Annotated in this window: 19 protein-coding genes and 2 rRNA genes (1 of these 21 running past the window's edge); 8 read left to right on the top strand and 13 right to left on the bottom strand. The window is 62.6% G+C overall.

Translation table 11 applies throughout. The features are described from left to right. Positions 1 to 33: 33 nt before the first annotated feature. The 6 genes from IPN92_14185 to IPN92_14160 form a co-directional block, all read right to left on the bottom strand. Complete coding sequence (locus tag IPN92_14185; protein ID MBK8639354.1) at positions 34 to 456, bottom strand: tetratricopeptide repeat protein; 423 nt, start codon at positions 454 to 456, stop codon at positions 34 to 36. Positions 457 to 542: 86 nt separating this feature from the next. Further along, complete coding sequence (locus IPN92_14180) at positions 543 to 2,048, bottom strand: cytochrome C552 (protein ID MBK8639353.1); 1,506 nt, start codon at positions 2,046 to 2,048, stop codon at positions 543 to 545. 238 nt (positions 2,049 to 2,286) lie between these two features. After that, positions 2,287 to 3,285 carry a lipoyl synthase gene (lipA, locus tag IPN92_14175; GenBank protein MBK8639352.1) on the bottom strand — a complete coding sequence of 333 codons (999 nt, stop codon included), beginning with the start codon at positions 3,283 to 3,285 and terminating at the stop codon, positions 2,287 to 2,289. A gap of 63 nt (positions 3,286 to 3,348) precedes the next feature. Next, positions 3,349 to 4,038 carry a lactate utilization protein gene (locus IPN92_14170; protein ID MBK8639351.1) on the bottom strand — a complete coding sequence of 230 codons (690 nt, stop codon included), beginning with the start codon at positions 4,036 to 4,038 and terminating at the stop codon, positions 3,349 to 3,351. Positions 4,039 to 4,163: 125 nt separating this feature from the next. Then, entirely contained in the window at positions 4,164 to 5,576 is a 1,413-nt protein-coding gene (locus tag IPN92_14165; GenBank protein ID MBK8639350.1) for an iron-sulfur cluster-binding protein, read from the bottom strand. Beyond that, complete coding sequence (locus IPN92_14160; GenBank protein ID MBK8639349.1) at positions 5,566 to 6,312, bottom strand: (Fe-S)-binding protein; 747 nt, start codon at positions 6,310 to 6,312, stop codon at positions 5,566 to 5,568. The genes IPN92_14165 and IPN92_14160 overlap by 11 nt, the downstream gene beginning before the upstream one ends. A gap of 172 nt (positions 6,313 to 6,484) precedes the next feature. On the opposite strand from IPN92_14160, the gene IPN92_14155 reads away from it, so the two are divergent. Beyond that, a complete protein-coding gene (locus tag IPN92_14155; protein MBK8639348.1) occupies positions 6,485 to 7,537 on the top strand; it encodes a glycosyltransferase in 1,053 nt (350 codons plus the stop codon). Positions 7,538 to 7,559: 22 nt separating this feature from the next. On the opposite strand, the gene IPN92_14150 is transcribed toward IPN92_14155, so the two are convergent. Beyond that, entirely contained in the window at positions 7,560 to 8,120 is a 561-nt protein-coding gene (locus tag IPN92_14150; protein ID MBK8639347.1) for a CDP-alcohol phosphatidyltransferase family protein, read from the bottom strand. Between the two features lie 127 nt (positions 8,121 to 8,247). Here IPN92_14150 and purM point away from each other — a divergent pair, with 127 nt between their 5' ends. Genes purM through IPN92_14135 form a run of 3 tightly spaced genes read left to right on the top strand, consistent with a single transcriptional unit; the run spans position 8,248 to position 10,261 of the window. Continuing rightward, positions 8,248 to 9,318, top strand: a complete 1,071-nt coding sequence (gene purM / locus IPN92_14145; GenBank protein ID MBK8639346.1) for a phosphoribosylformylglycinamidine cyclo-ligase — start codon at positions 8,248 to 8,250, stop codon at positions 9,316 to 9,318. Beyond that, entirely contained in the window at positions 9,315 to 9,980 is a 666-nt protein-coding gene (purN, locus tag IPN92_14140; protein MBK8639345.1) for a phosphoribosylglycinamide formyltransferase, read from the top strand. Before purM ends, purN begins: the two co-directional genes overlap by 4 nt. Positions 9,981 to 10,024: 44 nt before the next feature. Then, a complete protein-coding gene (locus tag IPN92_14135; protein MBK8639344.1) occupies positions 10,025 to 10,261 on the top strand; it encodes a hypothetical protein in 237 nt (78 codons plus the stop codon). Positions 10,262 to 10,282: 21 nt separating this feature from the next. On the opposite strand, the gene IPN92_14130 is transcribed toward IPN92_14135, so the two are convergent. Both IPN92_14130 and IPN92_14125 read right to left on the bottom strand, forming a co-directional pair. Continuing rightward, the gene (locus IPN92_14130) at positions 10,283 to 10,537 is read right to left on the bottom strand and encodes a hypothetical protein (GenBank protein MBK8639343.1); all 255 of its coding nucleotides are present in this window, start codon (positions 10,535 to 10,537) and stop codon (positions 10,283 to 10,285) included. 97 nt (positions 10,538 to 10,634) lie between these two features. Next, the gene (locus tag IPN92_14125) at positions 10,635 to 11,099 is read right to left on the bottom strand and encodes a hypothetical protein (protein ID MBK8639342.1); all 465 of its coding nucleotides are present in this window, start codon (positions 11,097 to 11,099) and stop codon (positions 10,635 to 10,637) included. A 112-nt stretch (positions 11,100 to 11,211) separates the two neighbouring features. Here IPN92_14125 and IPN92_14120 point away from each other — a divergent pair, with 112 nt between their 5' ends. After that, positions 11,212 to 11,526, top strand: a complete 315-nt coding sequence (locus IPN92_14120; protein ID MBK8639341.1) for an MTH1187 family thiamine-binding protein — start codon at positions 11,212 to 11,214, stop codon at positions 11,524 to 11,526. Continuing rightward, positions 11,523 to 12,359 (top strand): metallophosphoesterase family protein, encoded by an 837-nt coding sequence (locus IPN92_14115; GenBank protein ID MBK8639340.1) that lies wholly within the window; start codon positions 11,523 to 11,525, stop codon positions 12,357 to 12,359. The genes IPN92_14120 and IPN92_14115 overlap by 4 nt, the downstream gene beginning before the upstream one ends. Before the next feature lie 39 nt (positions 12,360 to 12,398). Here IPN92_14115 and IPN92_14110 read toward each other — a convergent pair whose 3' ends face one another. Further along, complete coding sequence (locus IPN92_14110; protein MBK8639339.1) at positions 12,399 to 13,175, bottom strand: AAA family ATPase; 777 nt, start codon at positions 13,173 to 13,175, stop codon at positions 12,399 to 12,401. After that, positions 13,172 to 14,755: a CHAD domain-containing protein gene (locus IPN92_14105; GenBank protein MBK8639338.1), complete on the bottom strand. Its 1,584-nt coding sequence runs from the start codon at positions 14,753 to 14,755 to the stop codon at positions 13,172 to 13,174. Before IPN92_14105 ends, IPN92_14110 begins: the two co-directional genes overlap by 4 nt. 197 nt (positions 14,756 to 14,952) lie before the next feature. Here IPN92_14105 and rsmA point away from each other — a divergent pair, with 197 nt between their 5' ends. Then, complete coding sequence (gene rsmA, locus IPN92_14100; GenBank protein MBK8639337.1) at positions 14,953 to 15,825, top strand: 16S rRNA (adenine(1518)-N(6)/adenine(1519)-N(6))-dimethyltransferase RsmA; 873 nt, start codon at positions 14,953 to 14,955, stop codon at positions 15,823 to 15,825. Then, the gene (gene lon / locus IPN92_14095) at positions 15,818 to 18,247 is read left to right on the top strand and encodes an endopeptidase La (GenBank protein MBK8639336.1); all 2,430 of its coding nucleotides are present in this window, start codon (positions 15,818 to 15,820) and stop codon (positions 18,245 to 18,247) included. Before rsmA ends, lon begins: the two co-directional genes overlap by 8 nt. 163 nt (positions 18,248 to 18,410) lie before the next feature. Here the strand turns inward: lon and rrf are convergent. Together rrf and IPN92_14085 are read right to left on the bottom strand one after the other, a co-directional pair. Next, positions 18,411 to 18,526 (bottom strand): 5S ribosomal RNA (gene rrf / locus IPN92_14090). Between the two features lie 100 nt (positions 18,527 to 18,626). Then, a 23S ribosomal RNA gene (locus tag IPN92_14085) occupies positions 18,627 to 21,502 on the bottom strand; it runs 14 nt beyond the window's last position.

The following is a 21,502-nucleotide window of genomic DNA, read 5'->3' as shown; positions in this document are numbered from 1 at the left end:
CGATCCCAATTGCCTGGTGGACTACATTCGCTCTTACAGGGCGGGCCGCTGATCAATCCAGGAGATGACCTCGTCGATCTTGGGCCCTTTGGCCGGGGCGATGCGCTTGGCCTCTTCCAGGGCGGAGCGGGCCTGGCCATAACGGCCCCCGTGAATATAGGCCATAGCCATGCCGACGAAGGCGTCGGCATTATTGGCATCCAGGCTGATGGCGCGCTGGAAGCTCTGGATGCTGCCGGCATAGTCCTGACTCATGAGTTGGGCGCCGCCCAGGCGTTGGAAGGCCCGGGAGGAATTCGGCTCGGCAACCACTGCCTGTTGCAGGGCGGCGAGGGCCTCCGGGAGCTTGCCTTCGTTGAGCAGGGTTTCGCCTTGCTGGAGCAGGCTGGGCTCCTCGGCGGCCAGGGGCAGGGCCAAGCATAGAAACACCGCAGCGAGTAATAAACGGATTTTCATGACACTATCTCCTCCAGAAATGAAAAATCCCGCGGGGGGCACCAGGCCCCGCGCGGGATCTCGTTGGGTCGTGATCTAGGACCGGTCTATTTCAGCGACCCCTTGCCGTAACGAGCCTCGAAACCAGCCCGCACCTTTTCCAGCGATTCCTTGTTCATGCCGTTGAAGTACCAGTCATGGCCCTCGATGGGCTTGAAGTGCTTCTCCAGCAGGGCCACGGCGGCCTTATCGTTCTTATCCTTGGCGCGAACCACTTCCTTGAGTTCGGGGATCCACTCGAAATAGGTGTGCTTGGCCACCTCGTAGATGCCGTGCCACCAGGTGTAGTCCGGGCCCATCATGGCGGCGCCATGGCGGGCGCGACGGCCCTCGTGGTGCCAGATCTCCCACCAGGTCCACTCGATGTTCTCGTCGAAGGGGGCGGGGGTGATGTAGCCCTTCTCCTTGAGTTCGGCCATGACGGCGGCGATTGGCTTGGCGAACTTCTCGTTATAAAGTTCGACCACGTCGTCAAACTGCTTGTAGTGGCCCTCGACCACGCTGGTGGAGTGGCAACCGAAGCAGACGCTCTCCATCTTGGCGCGGCGGTCCTTCCAAGTGATGACCTCGACCACCTTGGAACCCTTGGCCTCGTCGCCGACCTTGGGCAGTTCCTTACCCTCGGGGACGTCGAACTCATTGCCATCCTCCAGCTTCACCAGATTCATCTTGGTGGAGATGGGGGGCCTCAGGGTCCAGGAGATACGCTCGCCGACATTGTGAGTCTTGGGCTGATTGAGGCCGGCGCTCATGTGGCAGGTGGCGCAGGTGGGGGCGGCGGAGTAATCCACTCCGGCGATCCACTTGTCGGACTTGAGATTCATCTCATCAATCTGAGCCCGGTAGATAATGCCGTGCTTGGACTCGTTATAGACCTCGATCTGGGGATGATCGGGTCCCACATGGCATTTGCCGCAGGTATCCGGGGTACGGGCCTGTTCGCGGGAGAAGCGATGGCGACCATGGCAGGCGGTGCAGGAGCCCTTGGAGCCGTCCGGGTTCAAGCGGCCTATGCCGGTGTTGGGCCAACTACCCGGGAGGGGCCGACCCTTGTTCTTGCCCTCGGTTTCGAACTCAAGGAGACCGCCATGACACTGGCGGCAACCGGCGTTGACCGCGGCGGGTCCGCCGACCACCTCGCCCATCAGGTTGTCCAGGGAGGCGAGGATATCGCCGGCCTTGGAGTGATGGGAACCCTCCATCTGCTCGTACTCACCGGCATGGCATTTCGAGCAATCCTTGGGGGTCACCACGATGGAGATAAGGGCGCCCTCGTGGCTGAAGGCATCCTTATCCCCCTCCTTGGCCTCATGACAATCCAGGCAGTTGACGCCATTCTGGCCATGCTGGCTTTTGTTCCATTCCCAGTAGAGGCCAGGGTTCTCGGTCATGTGGCAATCGACGCACTCCTGGCCCGCGGGCGTACCCCAATCGACTCCGACCTGGCCGGGCGGACGTTCCGCTTGGGCAGGCCCGTAAGCCAACAGCAGGGCCATGCCGGCCAGGCTACTGGAAAGCCAAGCGACCTTGCGGCCTTGGCGGCTGATTTTCATTGATGCTCTCCTTTGAGGTGGAACAGGCTCTCCCGGCCGGTTCGAACCGGGTTAGATGCGATACTCGGACCCTTGGGAAAGCACGGCGGCACCCGCTGTTCACATCCTTGATTTACCGCTCCCTGTCCCCTGCGCCCCTATCGCTGTGTTTTTCTTCTGGCGCGCTTCGCACTTCCCCAGGCGGAAATTTATACAGACCCGGGGAACTCGCCTTGATCCAGATCAAATTTGCCCAGGATCAGGCCGCGGACGCGGTGTTGAACTCCGCCAGGGCCTCGGTGGCCTGGCGATCCGCATGGTAGGACGAGCGCACCATGGCGCCGCTGGCGACATTGACAAAACCCAGGGCCTCGCCCGCGCGGCGCAGGCCCGCGAATTCATCCGGGGTCCAGTAGCGGACCACCGGCAGGTGGGAGCGGCTGGGGGCCAGGTACTGGCCCAGGGTGAGCATATCGCAGCCCTGGGCGCGCAGGTCGGCCATGACCGCCAGCACCTCGCCCTCCTCCTCGCCCAGGCCGAGCATGAGGCCGGACTTGGTGGGAATAGCGGGGTGGCGCGCCTTGAAGGCGCCGAGCAAGGCCAGGGAGCCGGCATATTCGGCACCGGGGCGGGCCCGGGGGTAGAGGCGGGGCACCGTCTCCAGATTGTGATTGAAAAGGTCCGGCAGACCATCGCCCATGAATTGATCGAGGGCCAGGGACTCCCGGCCGCGGAAGTCCGGCACCAGGATCTCCAGGCGCGTCCGCGGGGCGCGGTGGCGGATGGCGCGCAGACAGGCAGCGAAGTGGCCGGCGCCACCATCCCGCAGGTCGTCGCGATCGACGGAGGTGATGACCACATAACCCAGGCCCAGGACGGCGATGGACTGGGCCAGGTGCTCCGGCTCATCCGGATCGGGGGCGACTGGGCGACCATGGGCCACGTCACAGAAGGGGCAGCGGCGGGTGCAGACATCCCCCAGGATCATGAAGGTGGCGGTGCCGTGATTAAAGCATTCGCCGAGATTAGGACACTGTGCCTCCTCGCAGACGGTCGTCAGCTTGGCCTCGCGCAGCAAACGCTTGATGCGGGTCACCCCCGGCCCGATAGGCGCGCGGGCGCGAATCCAGGCGGGCTTACGCAGGGGTTCGCCGACCGGCTCCACCTTGACCGGGATGCGCGCCACCTTATCCAAGCCCCGTTGGTGGGTCTCGGGGGTGGCGCGGGACGGGGCAGCGAGGGACGGGGTGTCGGTCATGGGGTTATTCCGGGGGAGTGAGGGGGCGGGGGTGAACGAGGGGTCGCGCAGGGGGCTCGGCTCCTACGATGCCGCCGCCGAGGGGTCGCCCGCAGGGTCTGGATCCTCCCGCACCAAAACCAGCAGTTCCTTGGGCCCATGCACCCCATAGGCCAGGGTCTGCTCGATATCCGCCGACTTGGAGGGGCCGCTGATCAGCAGGGCGTTGGTGGGCAGGCCCTGCCCCACCCAGTCCTCCTCCACCAGGAATTCATGAAAGGTCGAGCGGATGCGGCGGGCGTCCAGCACCACGACATGGATAGGCGGCACCAGCGACAGCAGCCGGGGCTCCTGGATGCTGGGCCAGAGGACCAGGGAGCCCGTCTCGGCGATGCCACCGAAGCAGCCGGTCAGACCCGCATCCGTGTTGGCAAAGAGATCCTGTCGGCAGGTCTCCACCGGCTCGCGATGAGGAATCAGGCGAATGGCCTCGCCGTCCGGCCAACCCTTCTCCAGTGCCTGGCCCAGCTCGGTCGCGGGGGCATAGCGCAGATTGCTGGCGTCCCTGGCGCGCAGCCAGGCGAACAGGCGGAGCGGCCAGTCCGCGCCGACCAGGACCACCTCGCCGCGCACCGCCTCCAGGGCCTCCCGGAAGCGGCTCAGCCGCTCCTGGGGGGACCAATCGAAGCGGCGCACCGGATTTTCGGGCAGGGGGCGCGCGGCCGGGTGCCGGGCGCGCAAACGAGACAGGATGGCGATGCGGGGGTCACTCATGGCGAGAATCAGCAGCCAGCAATATGGGTGTCAGAGCCCGATGGCCCGGGTCGGATGCCAGCAGTTGGTAGGGACCAGGAGGGAACAGGGTGCCGAGCCCGCGATCATTAGCCGCCATTTCGCATTCATTCACCCTGAAAGCCCTCCAGCCGTGCCAACTCATGGAGACTCCGGGGGGCAATGGCGGGCGCGGACCGGGTCCGGGTCCAAGGACCCAAGTGCTTGGGCACCAGCCAGCGCAGCCGGGTGCCCAGACCCGTCAGACCTCGATAGAGGGTCGGGGAGGCGTTGACCCAGCGCCATAGGGTCCAGATCAGCCGGTGCAGGGGCTTGCGGCGGCTGCCCCGACCTACCACCTGGGAGCCCTTGCGACCGCGCACTCCCTCGGCGCGCAAGCGGCGCAGCAGGGCCGGCAGGGGGATGCGCACCGGGCAGACCTCGCCACAGGCGCCGCAGAGACTGGAGGCATCCGCCAACTCGCCCAGACGATCGAGGCCCTGGAGTTGGGGTTCGAGGACGCTGCCAATGGGGCCGGGATAGACGGTGCCATAGGCATGGCCGCCCAGGCGGGAATAGACCGGGCAGTGGTTCATGCAGGCGCCGCAGCGAATACACCGCAGGGTGGAACTCAGTTGGGGGTCGCCATGGATGCGGGAACGGCCATTGTCCAGCAGGACCAGATGGACCTCGCGGGGACCGTCTAGCTCGCCTTCCCGCCGGGGACCGCTGATCATATTGACGTAGGTAGTGATGGGTTGGCCGGTGGCGGAGCGCGTCAGCAGGGTCAGGAGGGGCGGTAATTGATCCAGGCGGGCGATGACCTTCTCGATGCCACAGACCGCGATATGCACCTGGGGCGCGGTGGTGCAGAGGCGACCATTGCCCTCGTTCTCGACCAGGCAGAGGGTGCCGGTCTCGGCGACGGCAAAATTGACCCCGGAGAGGCCGGCGATGGCCTGGCCAAAGTGCTCCCGCATGATGCGGCGGGCGATGGCGGTCAGACCCTCGATATCCTCGGTGTAGGGGTACTCGGGAAAGTGAGCGGCAAAGCGTTGGGCGATCTCCACCCGGTCCTTGTGGATCGCCGGGGCGATGATGTGGGAGGGCCTTTCGTCCCCCAACTGGAGGATGAACTCCCCCAGGTCCGTCTCCACGGCGCGGATGCCCTGGGCCTCCAGATAGTGGTTGAGGCCCATCTCCTCCGAGACCATGGACTTGCCCTTGATGACCCGATCGGCTCCATGCCGGCGCAGGATGTCGCGGACCAGGGCATTACCCTCCGCCGCGGTCTCTGCCCAATGCACCTGGATGCCGTTGCGCTGGCAATTGCGCTCCAGTTCCTCCAGCAGATCCGGCAGATGGGCCAGGGCATGGCCGCGGATCAGTTTGCCGCGCCGACGCAGAACCGCCAGTTCATGCTCATCGGGAAAGGCCTTGTGGCGTTTGAGGACCAGCCCATCCATGGTGCGCCGGATATTGCGGCGCACCCGGTCATTGCCGAGGGCCTGGCTGACGCGGACGGGAAACTCAGGACTCATGGGTGCGCTCCCACAGCAATTCGGCGATGTGCTGGACGCGGGGCCCCGCGTCCGGGAACCGGCGCGCCAGGGTGCCGCCCAAATTGAGCAGACAGCCGCAATCCTGGCTGACCAGGACCTGGGCACCCGTGGCCGCGAGGGCGTCGGCCTTGTCCGCCGCCATGGCCGCCGAGATCTCCGGCTGCTTCACGGCGAAGGTGCCGCCGAAGCCACAGCATTCGTGGGCGTGATCGGGTTCCACTGTCTCCAGGTGGGCCAGCCGCGACAGCAGGTCGGTCGCGGCTTCGGCTACCCCCATCTCGCGGCGCGCCGAGCAGGAATGGTGCAGCACGACCTTGAGGGGCTCGCCCCGGTCGACCGGTCGCCAATCCAGCACCCGCGCCAGGAAATCCGTCAGCTCATAAACCCGCGCCGCCAGCCGCTCGGCACGCGCCTGGTCCGGGGTGCCCGCGAACAGCTTGGGATACTGGACCTTCAGCATGCCGGCGCAGGAGGCGGAAGGCACCACCACCGGAATATCGCGACTCAAGGCATCGAGCTGACAGCGCGCCACCGCCCGGGCCTCGGCGTCGTAACCCGAGTTGTAGGCCGGTTGGCCGCAACAGGTCTGGCCCTGGGGATAGATGACTTCAATGCCCTCCCGCTGGAGCAGCCGCATGGCCGCCAGGCCGGCCAGGGGCATGACCAGGTCGATGAGGCAGGTGCCAAAGAAGTAAACGCTGTCAGGTTTGGGCATGGGGGTTGAAAAGCGCGCTTGTTGGCAACCGTGAATAGGATTGGAATATAGCATAGCCCGATGCCCACCCGTCCCTGCCGCGAGCCGCCCCATGCCTGATCACCCCGCCCCGTCCGACCGTCCCCCCCTCGCCGTCCTGGCCTCCTTTTCCGGAAGCGGCGGGGTGGAGCGCATGCTGGTCAATCTGCTGGGCGGCTTCGTGGCGGCGGGCCGGCGGGTCGATCTGCTGCTGATTCGCGATCAGAGCCCCCATCTGCGTGAGCTGCCGGCGGAGATCAATCGCCTGCCGCTCGGCACCGACCATAGTCTGCTGGCCATTCCGGCCCTGGCGCGCTATCTGCGGCGGCAACGGCCCCCGGCGCTGCTGGTGGTCAAGGAGCGGGCGGGGCGGGCGGCGGTGCTGGCGCGGGGGCTGGCGGGTACCGACACCCGCCTGGTGCTGCGGCTGGGGACTAACCTATCCGCCGCCCTGGCCGGACGCTCGGCCCTGGCGCGCCAGTGGCGCGCCTGGCCCCTGCGCTGGCTGTATCCGCGCATGGATCGCATCGTGGCGGTCTCCCAGGGCGTGGCGGCGGACACCGCTGCCCTGGCCCGGCTGCCGCTGGAGTCTATCCGCGTCATCCGCAATCCGGTCATCACCCCCGATCAGGGACTGCTGGCCGCGGAGCCCTGTCCCCATCCCTGGTTCCAGAAGGAGGGGCCGCCGGTCATCCTGGGGGCCGGCCGGCTGCAACGTCAGAAAGACTTCCCCACCCTGATCCGCGCCTTCGCGCGGGTGAGCCAGGACCGCCCCTGCCGGCTGGTCATCATCGGCGAGGGCAGTGACCGCCAGGCCCTGACAGACCTGGTCAGGCAACTGGGTATTCAACACCAGGTGGATCTCCCCGGTTTCCAGGCCAATCCCCTGCCCTTCCTGGCCGCGGCCGACCTCTTCGTCCTCTCCTCCGCCTGGGAGGGCTCGCCCAACGTCCTGACCGAGGCCATGGCCCTGGGCACGCCAGTGGTCGCGACGGATTGTCCCAGCGGCCCGGCGGAGGTGCTGGACGCCGGGCGCCTTGGCCCCCTGGTGCCGGTCGGAGATATAGCGGCCCTGGCCGAGGCCATGCGCGCGACCCTGGATCGGCCGCCGCCCCGCGAGGTCCTGAAGGCGGCGGTGGCGGACTATGACCAGGGGCGCAGCGCCCGCCACTACCTGGAGGAGTTGGAACAGAACCCGGTTAGCTGATGCCCGGGACAACCGGGGTGGCTCATGAATCCTCGTGCAGGCCCATGGCCCGCGCCTTGCGCGACCAGACCCAGACATACTGAAGACCGCTGATGAGGATGGTGGCGAGACAGGCCCAGGTCAGGGCCGCCACCAGGAGGGCAGGCAGGGGCAAGGGGCCGGCATTGGCGATGACGGCCACCACCAGGGCGATCTGCAGCAGGGTATTGAGCTTACTCGCCCAGGTTGGCGCCGGCCGGATTTCCGCGACCCGGAAGTGATAGAGGGTAGCGCCACCGACAATGATAAGGTCGCGACTGATGGCGGCCACCACGAGCCAGATGGGGATCAGCTTAAGGGCCCCCAGGACCAGAAAGCAGGCGACCAGCAGGGTCTTATCGGCTAAGGGGTCCAGGATGCCGCCCAACTGGCTCTGCCAGTGGAATTGCTTGGCGAGAAAGCCATCGAGTCCATCGGACAGGCCTGCCAAGACGAACAGCAGGAGCGCCCAGCCAAAGGCCCCCTCCAGGAGGAGTAGCACCACGGGCATCACCGCCAGCAAGCGTAGAAAGCTGATGATGTTGGGCAGATCCCTGAGTTTCAAGGCCGTGACATCCCCTGGGTAAACGAGCAGTGGCGAGGATTTTATTCCCCCGGACCCGGCTTTGTCCAAGTACCGGCGGTCAGGGCCAACTGCTAGAATACGGACTGATTCATTATTGGAGCCCGTCATGCCCCAGGACCTCCCTACCCCTAACAAACCCGGGCTGAGTTACCGCGACGCCGGGGTCGATATCGACGCTGGCAATGCATTGGTGGAGCGTATCAAGCCCTTGGCCGCCGCCACCTCCCGGCCCGGCGTCATGACGGGGTTGGGGGGCTTTGGCGCCCTCTTCGAATTACCCCTGGATAAATACCGCCAGCCGGTGCTGGTATCGGGCACGGATGGGGTGGGCACCAAGCTAAAATTGGCCCTGGAACTGGGTCGCCACGACACCATTGGGATCGACCTGGTGGCCATGTGCGCCAACGACATCCTGGTGGCCGGGGCCGAGCCCCTCTTTTTTCTTGACTACTACGCCACCGGACGGCTCGACCTCGAGGTCGCCACCGCCGTGGTGGCAGGTATTGCCAAGGGCTGCGAACTGGCGGGCTGCGCCCTCACCGGCGGTGAGACGGCGGAGATGCCGGGGCTGTACGCCCCCGGTGACTACGACCTGGCGGGCTTTTGCGTTGGCATCGCCGAGAAGGACCAACTCCTGACGCCCGATCGCGTCCAGCCCGGGGACGTCCTGGTCGGCCTAGCCTCCTCCGGCCCCCATTCAAACGGCTATTCGCTAATCCGCAAGATCCTCGAGGTCAGTGGCGCCCAACTCCAGCAGGATCTGGAGGGCATGACCCTGGGGGAGCGCCTGCTGGCCCCTACCCGCATCTATGTCAAACCGGTGCTGGAATTGATGAAGGAAGTGCCGGTCCATGCCATGGCCCACATCACCGGCGGCGGCCTGCCGGAGAATCTGCCGCGCGTCCTGCCCAAAGGTACCCAGGCGGTCATCGACCTGGACTCCTGGGGACTGCCGCCCGTCTTCGCCTGGCTGCAAGCCCAGGGCGGGGTCGCGGAGGCGGAGATGCGGCGCACCTTCAACTGTGGCGTCGGCCTCGTGCTCTGCGTCCCGGTGGCCATGGCCGAGCTGGCCTGCCAGCGGCTGGGGGAATTGGGTGAGTCCGCCTGGATTCTAGGCCGTATCGAGGCCTGCTCGGGACCGCCCGCAGTGATTTTCGCCCAGAGGGCGGCGGCGTGAGCAGTAGCCCCCTGTCCGTGGTAGTGCTGATCTCGGGCAGCGGGAGCAACCTGCAGGCCCTGATTGATGCGGTCCAGAACGGGACACTGCCCATTCACCTCCGCGCCGTCATTGCCAACGAGGCGGATGCCTTCGGGCTGGAACGGGCGCGGCAGGCCGCTATCGAGGGGCGGGTGCTGAGCCATCGGGATTACCCCGACCGCCCCGCCTTCGACGCGGCCCTCATGGACCTCATCGACGGCTTTCAGCCCGGGCTGGTAGCCCTGGCCGGTTTCATGCGCATCCTGACCCCGGGCTTCGTGACCCATTACCGAGGCCGGATGCTCAACATCCACCCCTCCCTACTGCCCAAGTTTCGCGGCCTGCACACCCACGAACGGGCCCTGGAGGTCGGTGAACGCGAACACGGGGCGACGGTGCACTTTGTCACGGAGGAGCTGGATGGCGGCCCGGCGGTGCTTCAGGCGGTGGTCAAGGTGGAGCCCGACGATGATGCCACCCGGTTGGCGGCCCGGGTGCTGATTCAGGAGCACCGCATCTATCCGCAAGTGGTGCGATGGTTCGCCCAGGGCCGTTTGCTGCTGGGCGCGGACGGCTTACCCCGCCTGGACGGCGAACCCCTTCAACAACCCTTACGCCTCGACAACCTGACGACTGAATAGACGACCTAAGGCTCCCGGCCAGAACCAGACGCACGGACAAACCCATGCCACATGTCTTCCAACTCCATCTCCCCAATACCGGCTGGGCCCTGTTCGACATTCTGGCGGAGCCCGGGGTGGGCATCCGTCTCGGCCAGCACGGCTATGCCATCGACGGCTCCATCATCGTCGGCCCCATGATGCACAGCGAGGCCGATATCGATAACACGATCAATCGGCTGATCGCGGAACTGGAGAGCATCCGAGCCCAGGCTAAGCGGGAACTGGAACGGCTGGGCTGAGCAGTGCCCGTCGGGAACAACCTAATCCGCGGTCTTACCGCCGATCTGGCTTGAGCCAACCGCCGCCGAGAACATCTTTTGCATCATGTCCCAAGAGGCCATGGACCCGGCCACGTAGGGCTGGAAGAGCTTAAGGGGATCATAGCCCTCGACGCCCTCTACCATGCGCTGGCGGATGTCATCCAGTATCTGCCGCTGAAAGGCCTCCACATCGGGCAGACCGAGCAGCTTGCGCATCTCTTCCGGGGTCATGTCGATATCGATCTTGAAGTTCATGGGCTGGGCCTCGCTGAGATTGAGAAGAGGGGAACTCGCTAGCCTGAGGTCGAAACCAACCACAAGCGGGTTAACAGAGGGAAAGCCAGCGCAGGGCTCAATGTCGGCTCATGCGCGGATGAGGTTGTTCGATAGGAACGGGTTCATCGACCACCAGGCCCTGCCGGACCCGCCGCCCGATGAGGATACAGGCGCTGCCGAAGGCCTTCTCCGCCTCACGGGCGGTCCACTCCCACTCCATGGGGGAGGCATTGGTGGGGATCTGCCAATGGGCCGTGGTCAGGATCTTGCCTATGGAAATTTCCAGGGTCCAGTCGTGCCAGACGGTATCCGGGTCCTCGTCCTCGTAGAAATCCTGCTCAACCAGGCGCACATAGTTGCCTACGGCACCATCCAGGGACACCAGGTCATTGACTACCAGCTTGTCGTCAACGCAACTCGCATAACCCGTGTGGACGGCGGTGGCGGTGGCCATGAGAGAATGCATCAGCAGGGCCGGGGTCAGCTTGAGGGTTAGCGGGCTTTCCCAGTCCGGCTCGGTAACTTCTTGTTCTTGCAGCATCCAGGAACTCGGCAATGAAATGGGGCCTCTAGGGGCGCGTGAAAAGGACCGGCGGGATTACCGCCATTGCCCACGACTAATGATGAACCATCCGTCTCCAGAGGTAAAACCCATGTCGGTCCTTCTCGACCTCGGCATCTTCCCCATGGACCAGGGCGCAAGCGTCGGGGCCTTCGTCGCCCCCGTGGTCGCCATGATCCGGGCTAGCGGTCACCCCTACCAGCTCGGCGCCATGGGCACCCTCGTCGAGACCGAGGATCTGGAGTCCGCCTTGGTCCTGATCGCCCGCGCCCACCAGGTATTGGCGGCACAAGGCTGCAGGCGGGTCTATGCCACGGCCAAGCTGGATATGCGGGAAGGCCCCTTGGGGCGGCTCGACGCCAAGGTGGCGCGGGTTAACGCCCTCATGGGGGACCTAACCTCATGAGGGTCGCGGTATTTTCCGACGTTCAGGCCAACCTCCCAGCCCTGGAGACCTGTGTCGCCCATATCCAGGGCTGGAATCCGGACCTGGTCGTCATGGCCGGTGATCTCATCAATCGCGGCCCGACCAGCGACACCTGCCTGAGGCGCTTCCAGGAATTGCGTCAGGATCAGGGCTGGCTACCAATTCTGGGTAACCACGAGGTCTGGGTCTTGCGCTGTGGACGCGAACCACCCCTAGACGCCCTCGACGCCCGCCTGCGTGCCCTGGCCGATTTCACCTGTACCCAGATCGCGGGAACCGAGCATTGGCTGGCCGATTGGCCAGACCATCTCTGCTTCGAAGCCGAACCGGGGCGGGGCTGGGTCCATGTCACCCACGGCACCCTCCTCGGTAACCGCGACGGCATCTCGGCGCGAACCCAGGACGCCGATCTCCCGGCCAAGGTGCCCCTTGACGTGAACCTCTTCGTGACGGGCCACACCCACAGGCCCTTGACCCGCCAATTTCAGGGTATCGACATCCTCAACGTGGGCTCCGTCGGCTCTCCCTTCGACGGCGACCCGCGGGCAAGCTATGGCCAACTGGAATGGCGCCATGGCCGTTGGCATACCCGCATCATCCGCCTGGACTATGATCGCGCCGCCGCCGGGCGAGCCTTCGCGGACAGCGGCTTCCTTGACCAGGGCGGCCCCCTGGCCCGCATCGTCCACGCCGAATGGCTGAGGGCCAGGCCCCTGATCAACGGCTGGCATCAGCGCTACGGGGAGGCCGTGCGCCAAGGCCAGATCTGTCCCGACCACGCGGTGGACGAGTATTTAGGGTCCCTGAGTTGATGGCTTGGGTGCCATCGGTGCCGGTTAGGGCCTCGCGCCCTAGCCTGCCGTTGCCCAAATCGCCGAGCCCTTGATCCCCGCCTTCACCTCCTGCCACAGGGCCTCGTAAGCCCGGGTTACGGGATTGGTCGACGGGGCATAGGCCGGCAGAGGCATGCGGGTGATGCCCATGCGCTCCACCTCGGTGGCATAGGGAATGCTCGTCTTGAGGAAGCTGGGGAAGCTTTGAGGCAGGCTCTCCATCAGGTGTAAATGCAAATGCTTGCGCCGATCCACCATGGAGAAAAAAGGCATAAGGTTAGTCTTGCCAAGGCCATCGTGACCCTCCAGGAAGTCCTGCAATTGCGCCAGGGTGCGTGCCGACAAAGTGGTGGGGATCATGGGCACCAAAAGGGCGTGACTGGCGCGAAAGACATTCTCAGAGACCAGCGAGATGCTCGGCGGACAATCCAGGAAGACATAGTCGTAGGCGATCGCCATGGGGGCGAGTAATTTTTGTAACTGCTTGGTCGGACGCTTATTGTCTTCCAGCAACAAGTCCATGTTGCGGTAAGAGAAATCCGCGGGCAAGAGGTCCAGTCGCTCGAAATCCGTGCCCTTCACCAGGTCGTCAAGATCCTGGTGGCCGCTCACCAGGGCCTTGGTACCGCCCTTGACCTTGGGCTTGACACGAAAGTAATAGGTGGCGGCCCCCTGGGGGTCCAGGTCCCAGATCAGGGTGCGATAACCCTCCCTGGCCGACAGATAGGCCAGATTGACCGCCGTCGCCGTCTTGCCAACACCCCCCTTGATATTGTATGAAGCGATGATCTTCATGCGCCCTTCCCCTGCCGCTTCTGGTCCTCAAACAGGGACTTAAACAGACCCTGGTGGTCTTCGCTATCGAAACTGGCGAAGATCTGGGCAAAATCCTCCCGAGCCCGGTGCTGATGTTCCAGCAAGTCCCCCACCAGGATGCCCATGGTAAGCAGGGTATCGGTACTGGCCCCATCCTCGTCGCGCATGCGCTGGGCCATCTCGCGCAGGTGGTCGGCCTGGACCGCCAGGTCCTGGAACTTGCCAAGATTATCCAGCAGTACCTTGAGGAGTTTCACCAGTTGACGCACCTCCTGTTTCGAATAGAGGCTGTCGAAGAACTCGATCAGGTAGCGCAGCTTTTTGCAGCTTTTCCGTAGCTCATGCATGTCCTCCGCCGGGGAGGCGGGGGTCATGGCCCGCCCCTCCTTGCGTACCCGCCGGTACATGGTCCAGATGCGGTCATTCGCTACCGCCAAGACCGGACGCATGGCGTTCGGCACCACGGAGCTTTCGGGGACCGGGGCCTCCAGGAAGGCCCGCCAATCGCGCAGCAGATTCCGGAAACGCTTGGAATCCAGGTGCTCCACCAAGGCCTTCTGTTCCTCGCCATAATGGGCGTGGATGAAGTCGCGCAGGGGTTCCAGATGGGGCCGCAGGGGTTCCGGCAGGCACACCTGATAGGCGTTGAAATCGAGCAGATAGACGTCCAGGTCGCGCACGGGGCCCGTAAACTCGCCAATCCAGCCGAAGACATCCTTATATTGCTCGACTACATCCGGGGCAAAAACATCCTTGATCTGGGTGAGGGCTGAACGGGTGCGGCGCACGGCCACGCGGAAATCATGGAGAAATTCCGAGTCCAGGTTGTCACGTGTGCCAGGTATATTGACCTCGATGGTATTGAGCAGATGGAGCAGGATTTCCTTGGTCGTATCGTCCGCGCGACGATCGGGATCGAGGCGAAAATTGAGTTGGGAACTGTAGTCACCTGGCTTGCGTCCCGCGGATGCCAGGGCCTCCAGCAGGAGCTCGGTGCGGACCAGGGACAGGCCAAGCCCTTCGTTGAGCATCAGCGCCGTGTCGCGAAAATCGGCCTCATAGCCCTTGACGGCGTGAAGCCGCAGGCGGGTGGAGATGGGGCCCTGACGTTCCCGCGCCTTATCGTCGTAACGATTCTGCTCGAGTTCCAGACGAGCGATGGTCTTGTCATCCTCGTTAAGGAGGCGCCAGGTCAGTATGCGGGAATGGACATCCAAGAGGGGCAGCAGGCGACGAATGCCCAAGAGTCGCCCCAAGCGCTCGGTGTCGGGGCCAGCCGGCAGATCAGCGGCGAAACCCAAGTCCCCCTCGAGTTCGCACGCCAAGATAGGGACCTCGTCATTGAGATCGCGCCACATCATGACGCGTTGATGACCGTCGATCCGCTCCTCCAGAACCCCGCCCGCCAGGTACAGACTCCAGTCGAAGGTGTCGTGAAAACGCCGCAGCAGGTGTCGGGGTTCATCCTCGCCAATCCGGCATCTCGCCTCGAGGGCGTCCTTGATCCCCTGAAGATCGGTCCCGTCCGGGACCAGATAGGCCTGATCGAATTCATTCATCGATGGATATGTCGTCCTCGTTTGTTGTTGTAGTGAATCGAATACCATGAAGCATCACTTTCATTATCCAGATAGTACGCGACTTTTCCCGCCACGACCAGCGGACGACCAGGCCACCCGGGAGCTAATCGACTGGACCCCCGGTCGAACTTAGGCGCAGACTGGATGATATCCCAGCCCTGTTCCCAACGCCGCTCATGCCCCACCCCCGCAAAAGATTCGGCCAGAACTTTCTCCAGGATCAAGGCGTCATCGACCGCATCATCGCCGCCATCTCACCCAGCCCCGGGGAGAGGCTGGTGGAGATAGGTCCAGGGCGCGGCGCCATCACTCGGGCCTTGCTGGGCGCGGCCGGCCAACTTGATGCGGTGGAACTGGATCGGGACCTCATCGAGCCCCTGGCCCGTACCTGTGCCCCCCTAGGGCAACTGACCATCCATCAGGCCGACGCCCTGGTCTTTGATCTGAGCCAATTGGTAGCGCCTGGGGACAAGCTGCGCCTGACCGGCAATTTGCCCTACAACATTTCCACTCCGCTCCTGTTCCGCTTCCTGGAACAAAAGGCCTGGATCCTGGACATGCATGTCATGTTGCAGAAGGAGGTGGTGGACCGCATTGTCGCCCCTCCGGGCTCCCGTACCTACGGCCGGCTCTCGGTCATGATCCAGACCTGGTGCCGGGCCGAGGCCCTGTTTGAAATTCCGCCCCAGGCCTTCTTCCCGGCGCCCAGGGTCGATTCAGCCTTTCTGCGCCTGACGCCACTCGATCCCCCGCCCTTCCCACTCCAGGATCCAGGTCATCATCAGCGCCTGGTGACCCAGGCCTTTGCCCAGCGCCGCAAGACCTTGCGCAACACCCTCAAAGGCTTGGCAACGGCCGGGGATTTCGCGACCCTGGGGATTGATCCCGGTCAGCGCGCCGAGGAACTCTCGGTCTCCACCTTTGCCTGCCTGGCCAATCTGACTTGCAAAGGGGCGCCTTCGCCCGAAAATTGTACGCTTATAAACTCCAGCTCTTCAGCCCTTACCCAAATCTTGAATCAAATTTCATCAGGCGAAAAAGATGAGTGACCCAGCGGATCAAGAGGATTACCTAACGGCAGCCGAGGATGCGCCGAGCGAGATATCGCCGCAGGATACCGATGCGTCGGCGGGGGAGCCGACCATGCCGGCCCGCGTCAAGGATGTTCTGCCCGGCATCATTCATCTATTGCCCGTGGCGGCCCGCCCCTTCTTCCCGGGCCAGGCCGTACCCCTGCTCATGTCTGGCAAGCATTGGGCCAAGACCATTCGTGCGGTAGTCGATTCGGATAACAAGATCCTTGGCGTGGTCCTGGTTACCAACGATACGGCCGAGGAGGCCACCACCGAGCAGTTTCATGTCGTCGGCACGGCCTGCCGGGTCCATCGGGTTCATGAACAGGATGGATACCTCCAGGTGTTGGTGGAGTGCGTTCATCGCTTCCGTATCGAAAACTGGATCTCCCGGCGGGCACCTTTTTCCGCGCGCGTCGAATACTTGCCGGAGCCCAGCACGCGCGGTCAGGATGAGATCAAGGCCTATGCCATGGCCGTTATCAATACCATCAAGGAACTGCTCCCCCTCAACCCCCTTTATGTCGAGGAGTTGCGAGTCTTCCTGGATCGCTTCGGACCGGATGACCCTTCCCATCTATCCGACTTTGCCGCCAGTCTGACAACCTCTACCAAGGAACAACTTCAGGAGGTCCTGGAAGCCGTCGATCTGCTCAAACGCATGGAAAAGGTGCTGATCCTGCTCAATAACGAACTGGACCTGGCCCGAGCCCAGCAAAAAATCCGTGAATCGGTCGAGGAGCGGATGCAGAAGCAGCAGCGCGATTTTTTTCTCAAGGAACAACTTAAGGTCATTCAAAAGGAACTGGGGCTAGCCAAGGACGACCGCACGGCGGAACTGGACAAATTCAAGGAGCGCCTCAAGTCCCTGACCCTCACCGATGAGGCCCAAAAGCGCGTCGATGAGGAACTGGAGAAGATGGCCATCCTTGAGACGGGATCACCGGAATATTCCGTCACCCGGAATTATCTGGATTGGATCACGACACTGCCCTGGGGCTGCTATTCCAAGGATAAATTAGACCTGAAACGCGCACGGCGCATCCTGGATCGGGATCACTACGGTCTTGAGGACGTCAAGACCCGCATCCTGGAATTTCTGGCGGTTGGCATTCACAAGGGCCAGATCGCTGGCTCCATCGTTATGCTGGTGGGCCCACCCGGGGTGGGCAAAACCTCCGTGGGACGCTCCATCGCCGATGCCCTAGGCCGCCGTTTCTACCGCTTCTCCGTCGGGGGTATTCGCGACGAGGCCGAGATCAAGGGCCACCGCCGTACCTATATTGGCGCCATGCCGGGCAAATTCCTGCAGGCGATCAAGGATGCGGGCACCGCTAACCCCGTCATCATGCTCGACGAGATTGACAAGATTGGCGCCTCCTATCACGGCGATCCCGCCTCGGCTCTGCTTGAGGTTCTCGATCCAGAGCAGAATTCGGACTTTCTTGATCACTACCTGGATCTGCGCTTTGACCTCTCCAAGGTGCTATTCGTATGTACCGCTAATCAGTTGGACAGCATCCCCGGGCCCCTGGCGGATCGCATGGAGATCATTCCCTTGTCGGGTTACATCGTTGAGGAAAAGCTGGCCATCGCCAAGAAATTCCTCCTTCCCCGTCAGATCGATAAGGCTGGCCTACCCGTGCGGTCGATACGCCTCGATGCCGCCACCCTGCGCGCGGTGATCGTGGGCTACGCGCGAGACGCGGGTGTACGCCGCCTCGACAAGCAGATCGGCAAAATCGTGCGGAAGTGCGCGGTGAAGTTGCTTGAAGGCGTGGAACAACCCATCCAAATAGGTCGGGATCGGCTCAAGGAATATCTGGGCAGCCCCATGTTTCGCGACGAGCGCAAACTGATGGGTCCTGGGGTCGTCACGGGGCTGGCGTGGACAGCCATGGGCGGCGCCACCCTCTCCATCGAGGCGGTGAGGACGCATGGTTTTACGCGAGGTTTCAAACTCACGGGCCAACTGGGTGATGTCATGAAGGAGTCAGCCGAAATCGCCTACGGATACCTCGTCAGCCATGCGGTCCAATTTGGCATCGATCAGGCGTATTTCGAGAAGGCTTTTATTCACATTCACGTCCCCGCTGGCGCCACACCCAAAGACGGCCCTTCGGCGGGGATCACCTTAGTCAGCGCACTGCTTTCCTTGGCGCGAAACAAACCCATCCGTCGCCTGGCCATGACCGGTGAGATAACCCTAACGGGCGCCGTCTTCCCCGTCGGAGGCATACGCGAAAAGCTTATCGCCGCGCGCAGGGCCGGAATCAAGGAAATAATCCTGCCGGCCGATAACCAAGGGGAGTTCGAAGAAGTGCCAGAATATGTACGTCAGGGACTGACCATCCATTTCGCAACCCGCTTCGAGGATGTAGTTCCCTTCCTGTTTTAGATTTAAACCAAGCAGCAGGCCCAGCCAACAGGAACCAGGCTGGGCGGTTGCTTTTGGTTAATTGGAACATCTCGCAGTCTAGACTTAAGCTGAATTCCCTTCCCCCCCAACCCCCTACAACGAAAAACCCCGCCCTGAGTAACAAGGCGGGGTTGAGAAAAGGTCCTGGCGGTGACCTACTTTCACATGGGGAGACCCCACACTATCATCGGCGATACACCGTTTCACTGCTGAGTTCGGGATGGGATCAGGTGGTGCCAGTGCTCCATGGCCGCCAGGGAAAAGGGTCGGGGGCGGGCGGACGGCCCGCCCCCGGGTGAGAGAGATCGTTGGTGTATCAGGCACGTACCCAGCCCCGCGCAAAGCGCTTGGGTGTTAGAGGGTCAAGCCGCACGGTCAATTAGTACGGGTTAGCTGCACGCGTTACCGCGCTTCCACATCCCGCCTATCCACGTCATAGTCTGTGACGGACCTTTAGGGACCTCAAGGGTCCAGGGAGATCTCATCTTGGGAGGGGCTTCCCGCTTAGATGCTTTCAGCGGTTATCCCGTCCGTACATAGCTACCCGGCAATGCCACTGGCGTGACAACCGGAACACCAGGGGTACGTCCACTCCGGTCCTCTCGTACTAGGAGCAGCTTCCCGCAAATCTCCAACGCCCACGGCAGATAGGGACCGAACTGTCTCACGACGTTCTAAACCCAGCTCGCGTACCACTTTAAATGGCGAACAGCCATACCCTTGGGACCGACTTCAGCCCCAGGATGTGATGAGCCGACATCGAGGTGCCAAACACCGCCGTCGATATGAACTCTTGGGCGGTATCAGCCTGTTATCCCCGGAGTACCTTTTATCCGTTGAGCGATGGCCCTTCCATACAGAACCACCGGATCACTAAGACCTACTTTCGTACCTGCTCGACGTGTCTGTCTCGCAGTCAAGCACCCTTATGCCTTTGCACTCAATGCGCGATTTCCGACCGCGCTGAGGGTACCTTCGTGCTCCTCCGTTACGCTTTGGGAGGAGACCGCCCCAGTCAAACTACCCACCACACACTGTCCCTGATCCGGATCACGGACCGAGGTTAGAACTCCAAATCGACCAGGGTGGTATTTCAAGGGTGGCTCCACCCGAACTGGCGTCCGGGCTTCACAGCCTCCCACCTATCCTACACAAGTCGATTCAAAGTCCCGTGTGAAGCTATAGTAAAGGTTCACGGGGTCTTTCCGTCTAGCCGCGGGTACTCGGCATCTTAACCGAGATTTCAATTTCACTGAGTCTCTGGTGGAGACAGCGTGGCCATCGTTACGCCATTCGTGCAGGTCGGAACTTACCCGACAAGGAATTTCGCTACCTTAGGACCGTTATAGTTACGGCCGCCGTTTACCGGGGCTTCGATCAAGAGCTTCGCCTTGCGGCTAACCCCATCACTTAACCTTCCGGCACCGGGCAGGCGTCACACCCTATACGTCCGCTTACGCGTTTGCAGAGTGCTGTGTTTTTAGTAAACAGTCGCAGCCACCTGGTCACTGCAACCCCCATCCGCTTCGGCCGCAGGGCCGTCACGTACTAGGGGCGTACCTTCTCCCGAAGTTACGGTACTATTTTGCCTAGTTCCTTCACCAGAGTTCTCTCAAGCGCCTGGGGATTCTCACCCTGCCCACCTGTGTCGGTTTGGGGTACGGTCCCCTGTTACCTGAAGCTTAGAGGCTTTTCTTGGGAGCTGGGCATCAATCACTTCGCCTCCGTGGAGGCTCGTCGTCACGCCTCGACATTAGCGGCCCGGATTTGCCTGAGCCACCTGTCTACACGCTTGAACCGGGACTACCGTCGCCCGGATGACCTAGCCTTCTCCGTCCCCCCATCGCAGTAACAGCAGGTGCGGGAATATTAACCCGCTTCCCATCGACTACGCCTTTCGGCCTCGCCTTAGGGGCCGACTAACCCTGCGCCGATGAACTTTACGCAGGAAACCTTGGACTTTCGGCGAGGGGGGACTCTCACCCCCCTTGATCGTTACTCATGTCAGCATTCGCACTTCCGATACCTCCAGCATGCCTTACAGCACACCTTCACAGGCTTACGGAACGCTCCCCTACCAAGCACGTAAACGTGCTTCCGCAGCTTCGGTACATGGCTTAAGCCCCGTTGAATCTTCCGCGCAGGCCGACTCGACCAGTGAGCTATTACGCTTTCTTTAAAGGGTGGCTGCTTCTAAGCCAACCTCCTGGCTGTCTGGGCCTTCCCACATCGTTTCCCACTGAGCCATGATTTAGGGACCTTAGCTGGCGGTCTGGGTTGTTTCCCTCTTGACGACGGACGTTAGCACCCGCCGTCTGTCTCCCGCGATTGCACTTCTCGGTATTCGGAGTTTGCATCGGTTTGGTAAGTCGGGATGACCCCCTAGCCGAAACAGTGCTCTACCCCCAGGAGTGAGACATGAGGCGCTACCTAAATAGCTTTCGGGGAGAACCAGCTATCTCCGGGCTTGATTAGCCTTTCACTCCGACCCACAGCTCATCCCCGTCTTTTTCAACAGACGTGGGTTCGGGCCTCCAGCGCGTGTTACCGCACCTTCACCCTGGCCATGGGTAGATCGCCCGGTTTCGGGTCTACTCCCAACGACTGAAACGCCCATTTAAGACTCGCTTTCGCTACGCCTCCCCTCTTCGGTTAAGCTTGCCGCTGAGATGTAAGTCGCTGACCCATTATACAAAAGGTACGCCGTCACCCTCACGGGCTCCGACTGCTTGTACGCATACGGTTTCAGGATCTATTTCACTCCCCTCTACGGGGTTCTTTTCGCCTTTCCCTCACGGTACTGGTTCACTATCGGTCGGTAGGGAGTATTTAGCCTTGGAGGATGGTCCCCCCATGTTCAGACAGGGTTTCTCGTGCCCCGCCCTACTCGTTTTCACCTGACCAGCCATGTCGCGTACGAGGCTATCACTCGCTATGGCGCTCCTTTCCAGAAGCTTCTGCTATGGGTGATCGGGCTTAAGGGCTAGTCCCCTTTCGCTCGCCGCTACTCAGGGAATCTCGGTTGATTTCTGTTCCTCCGGGTACTTAGATGTTTCAGTTCCCCGGGTTTGCTTCGTTCGCCTATGGATTCAGCGAACGATACCGGCCTTGCGGCCGGTGGGTTTCCCATTCGGACATCCTCGGATCAATGCTTGTTTGCCAGCTCCCCGAGGCTTTTCGCAGGCTACGACGTCCTTCATCGCCTCCTACCGCCTAGGCATCCACCGTATGCGC

The organism is Chromatiaceae bacterium (assembly GCA_016714645.1).
Classification (GTDB): Bacteria; Pseudomonadota; Gammaproteobacteria; order Chromatiales; family Chromatiaceae; genus M0108.
The sequence above is the reverse complement of the archived record's forward strand: the minus strand, read 5'-3'. Positions and strand labels throughout refer to the sequence as shown.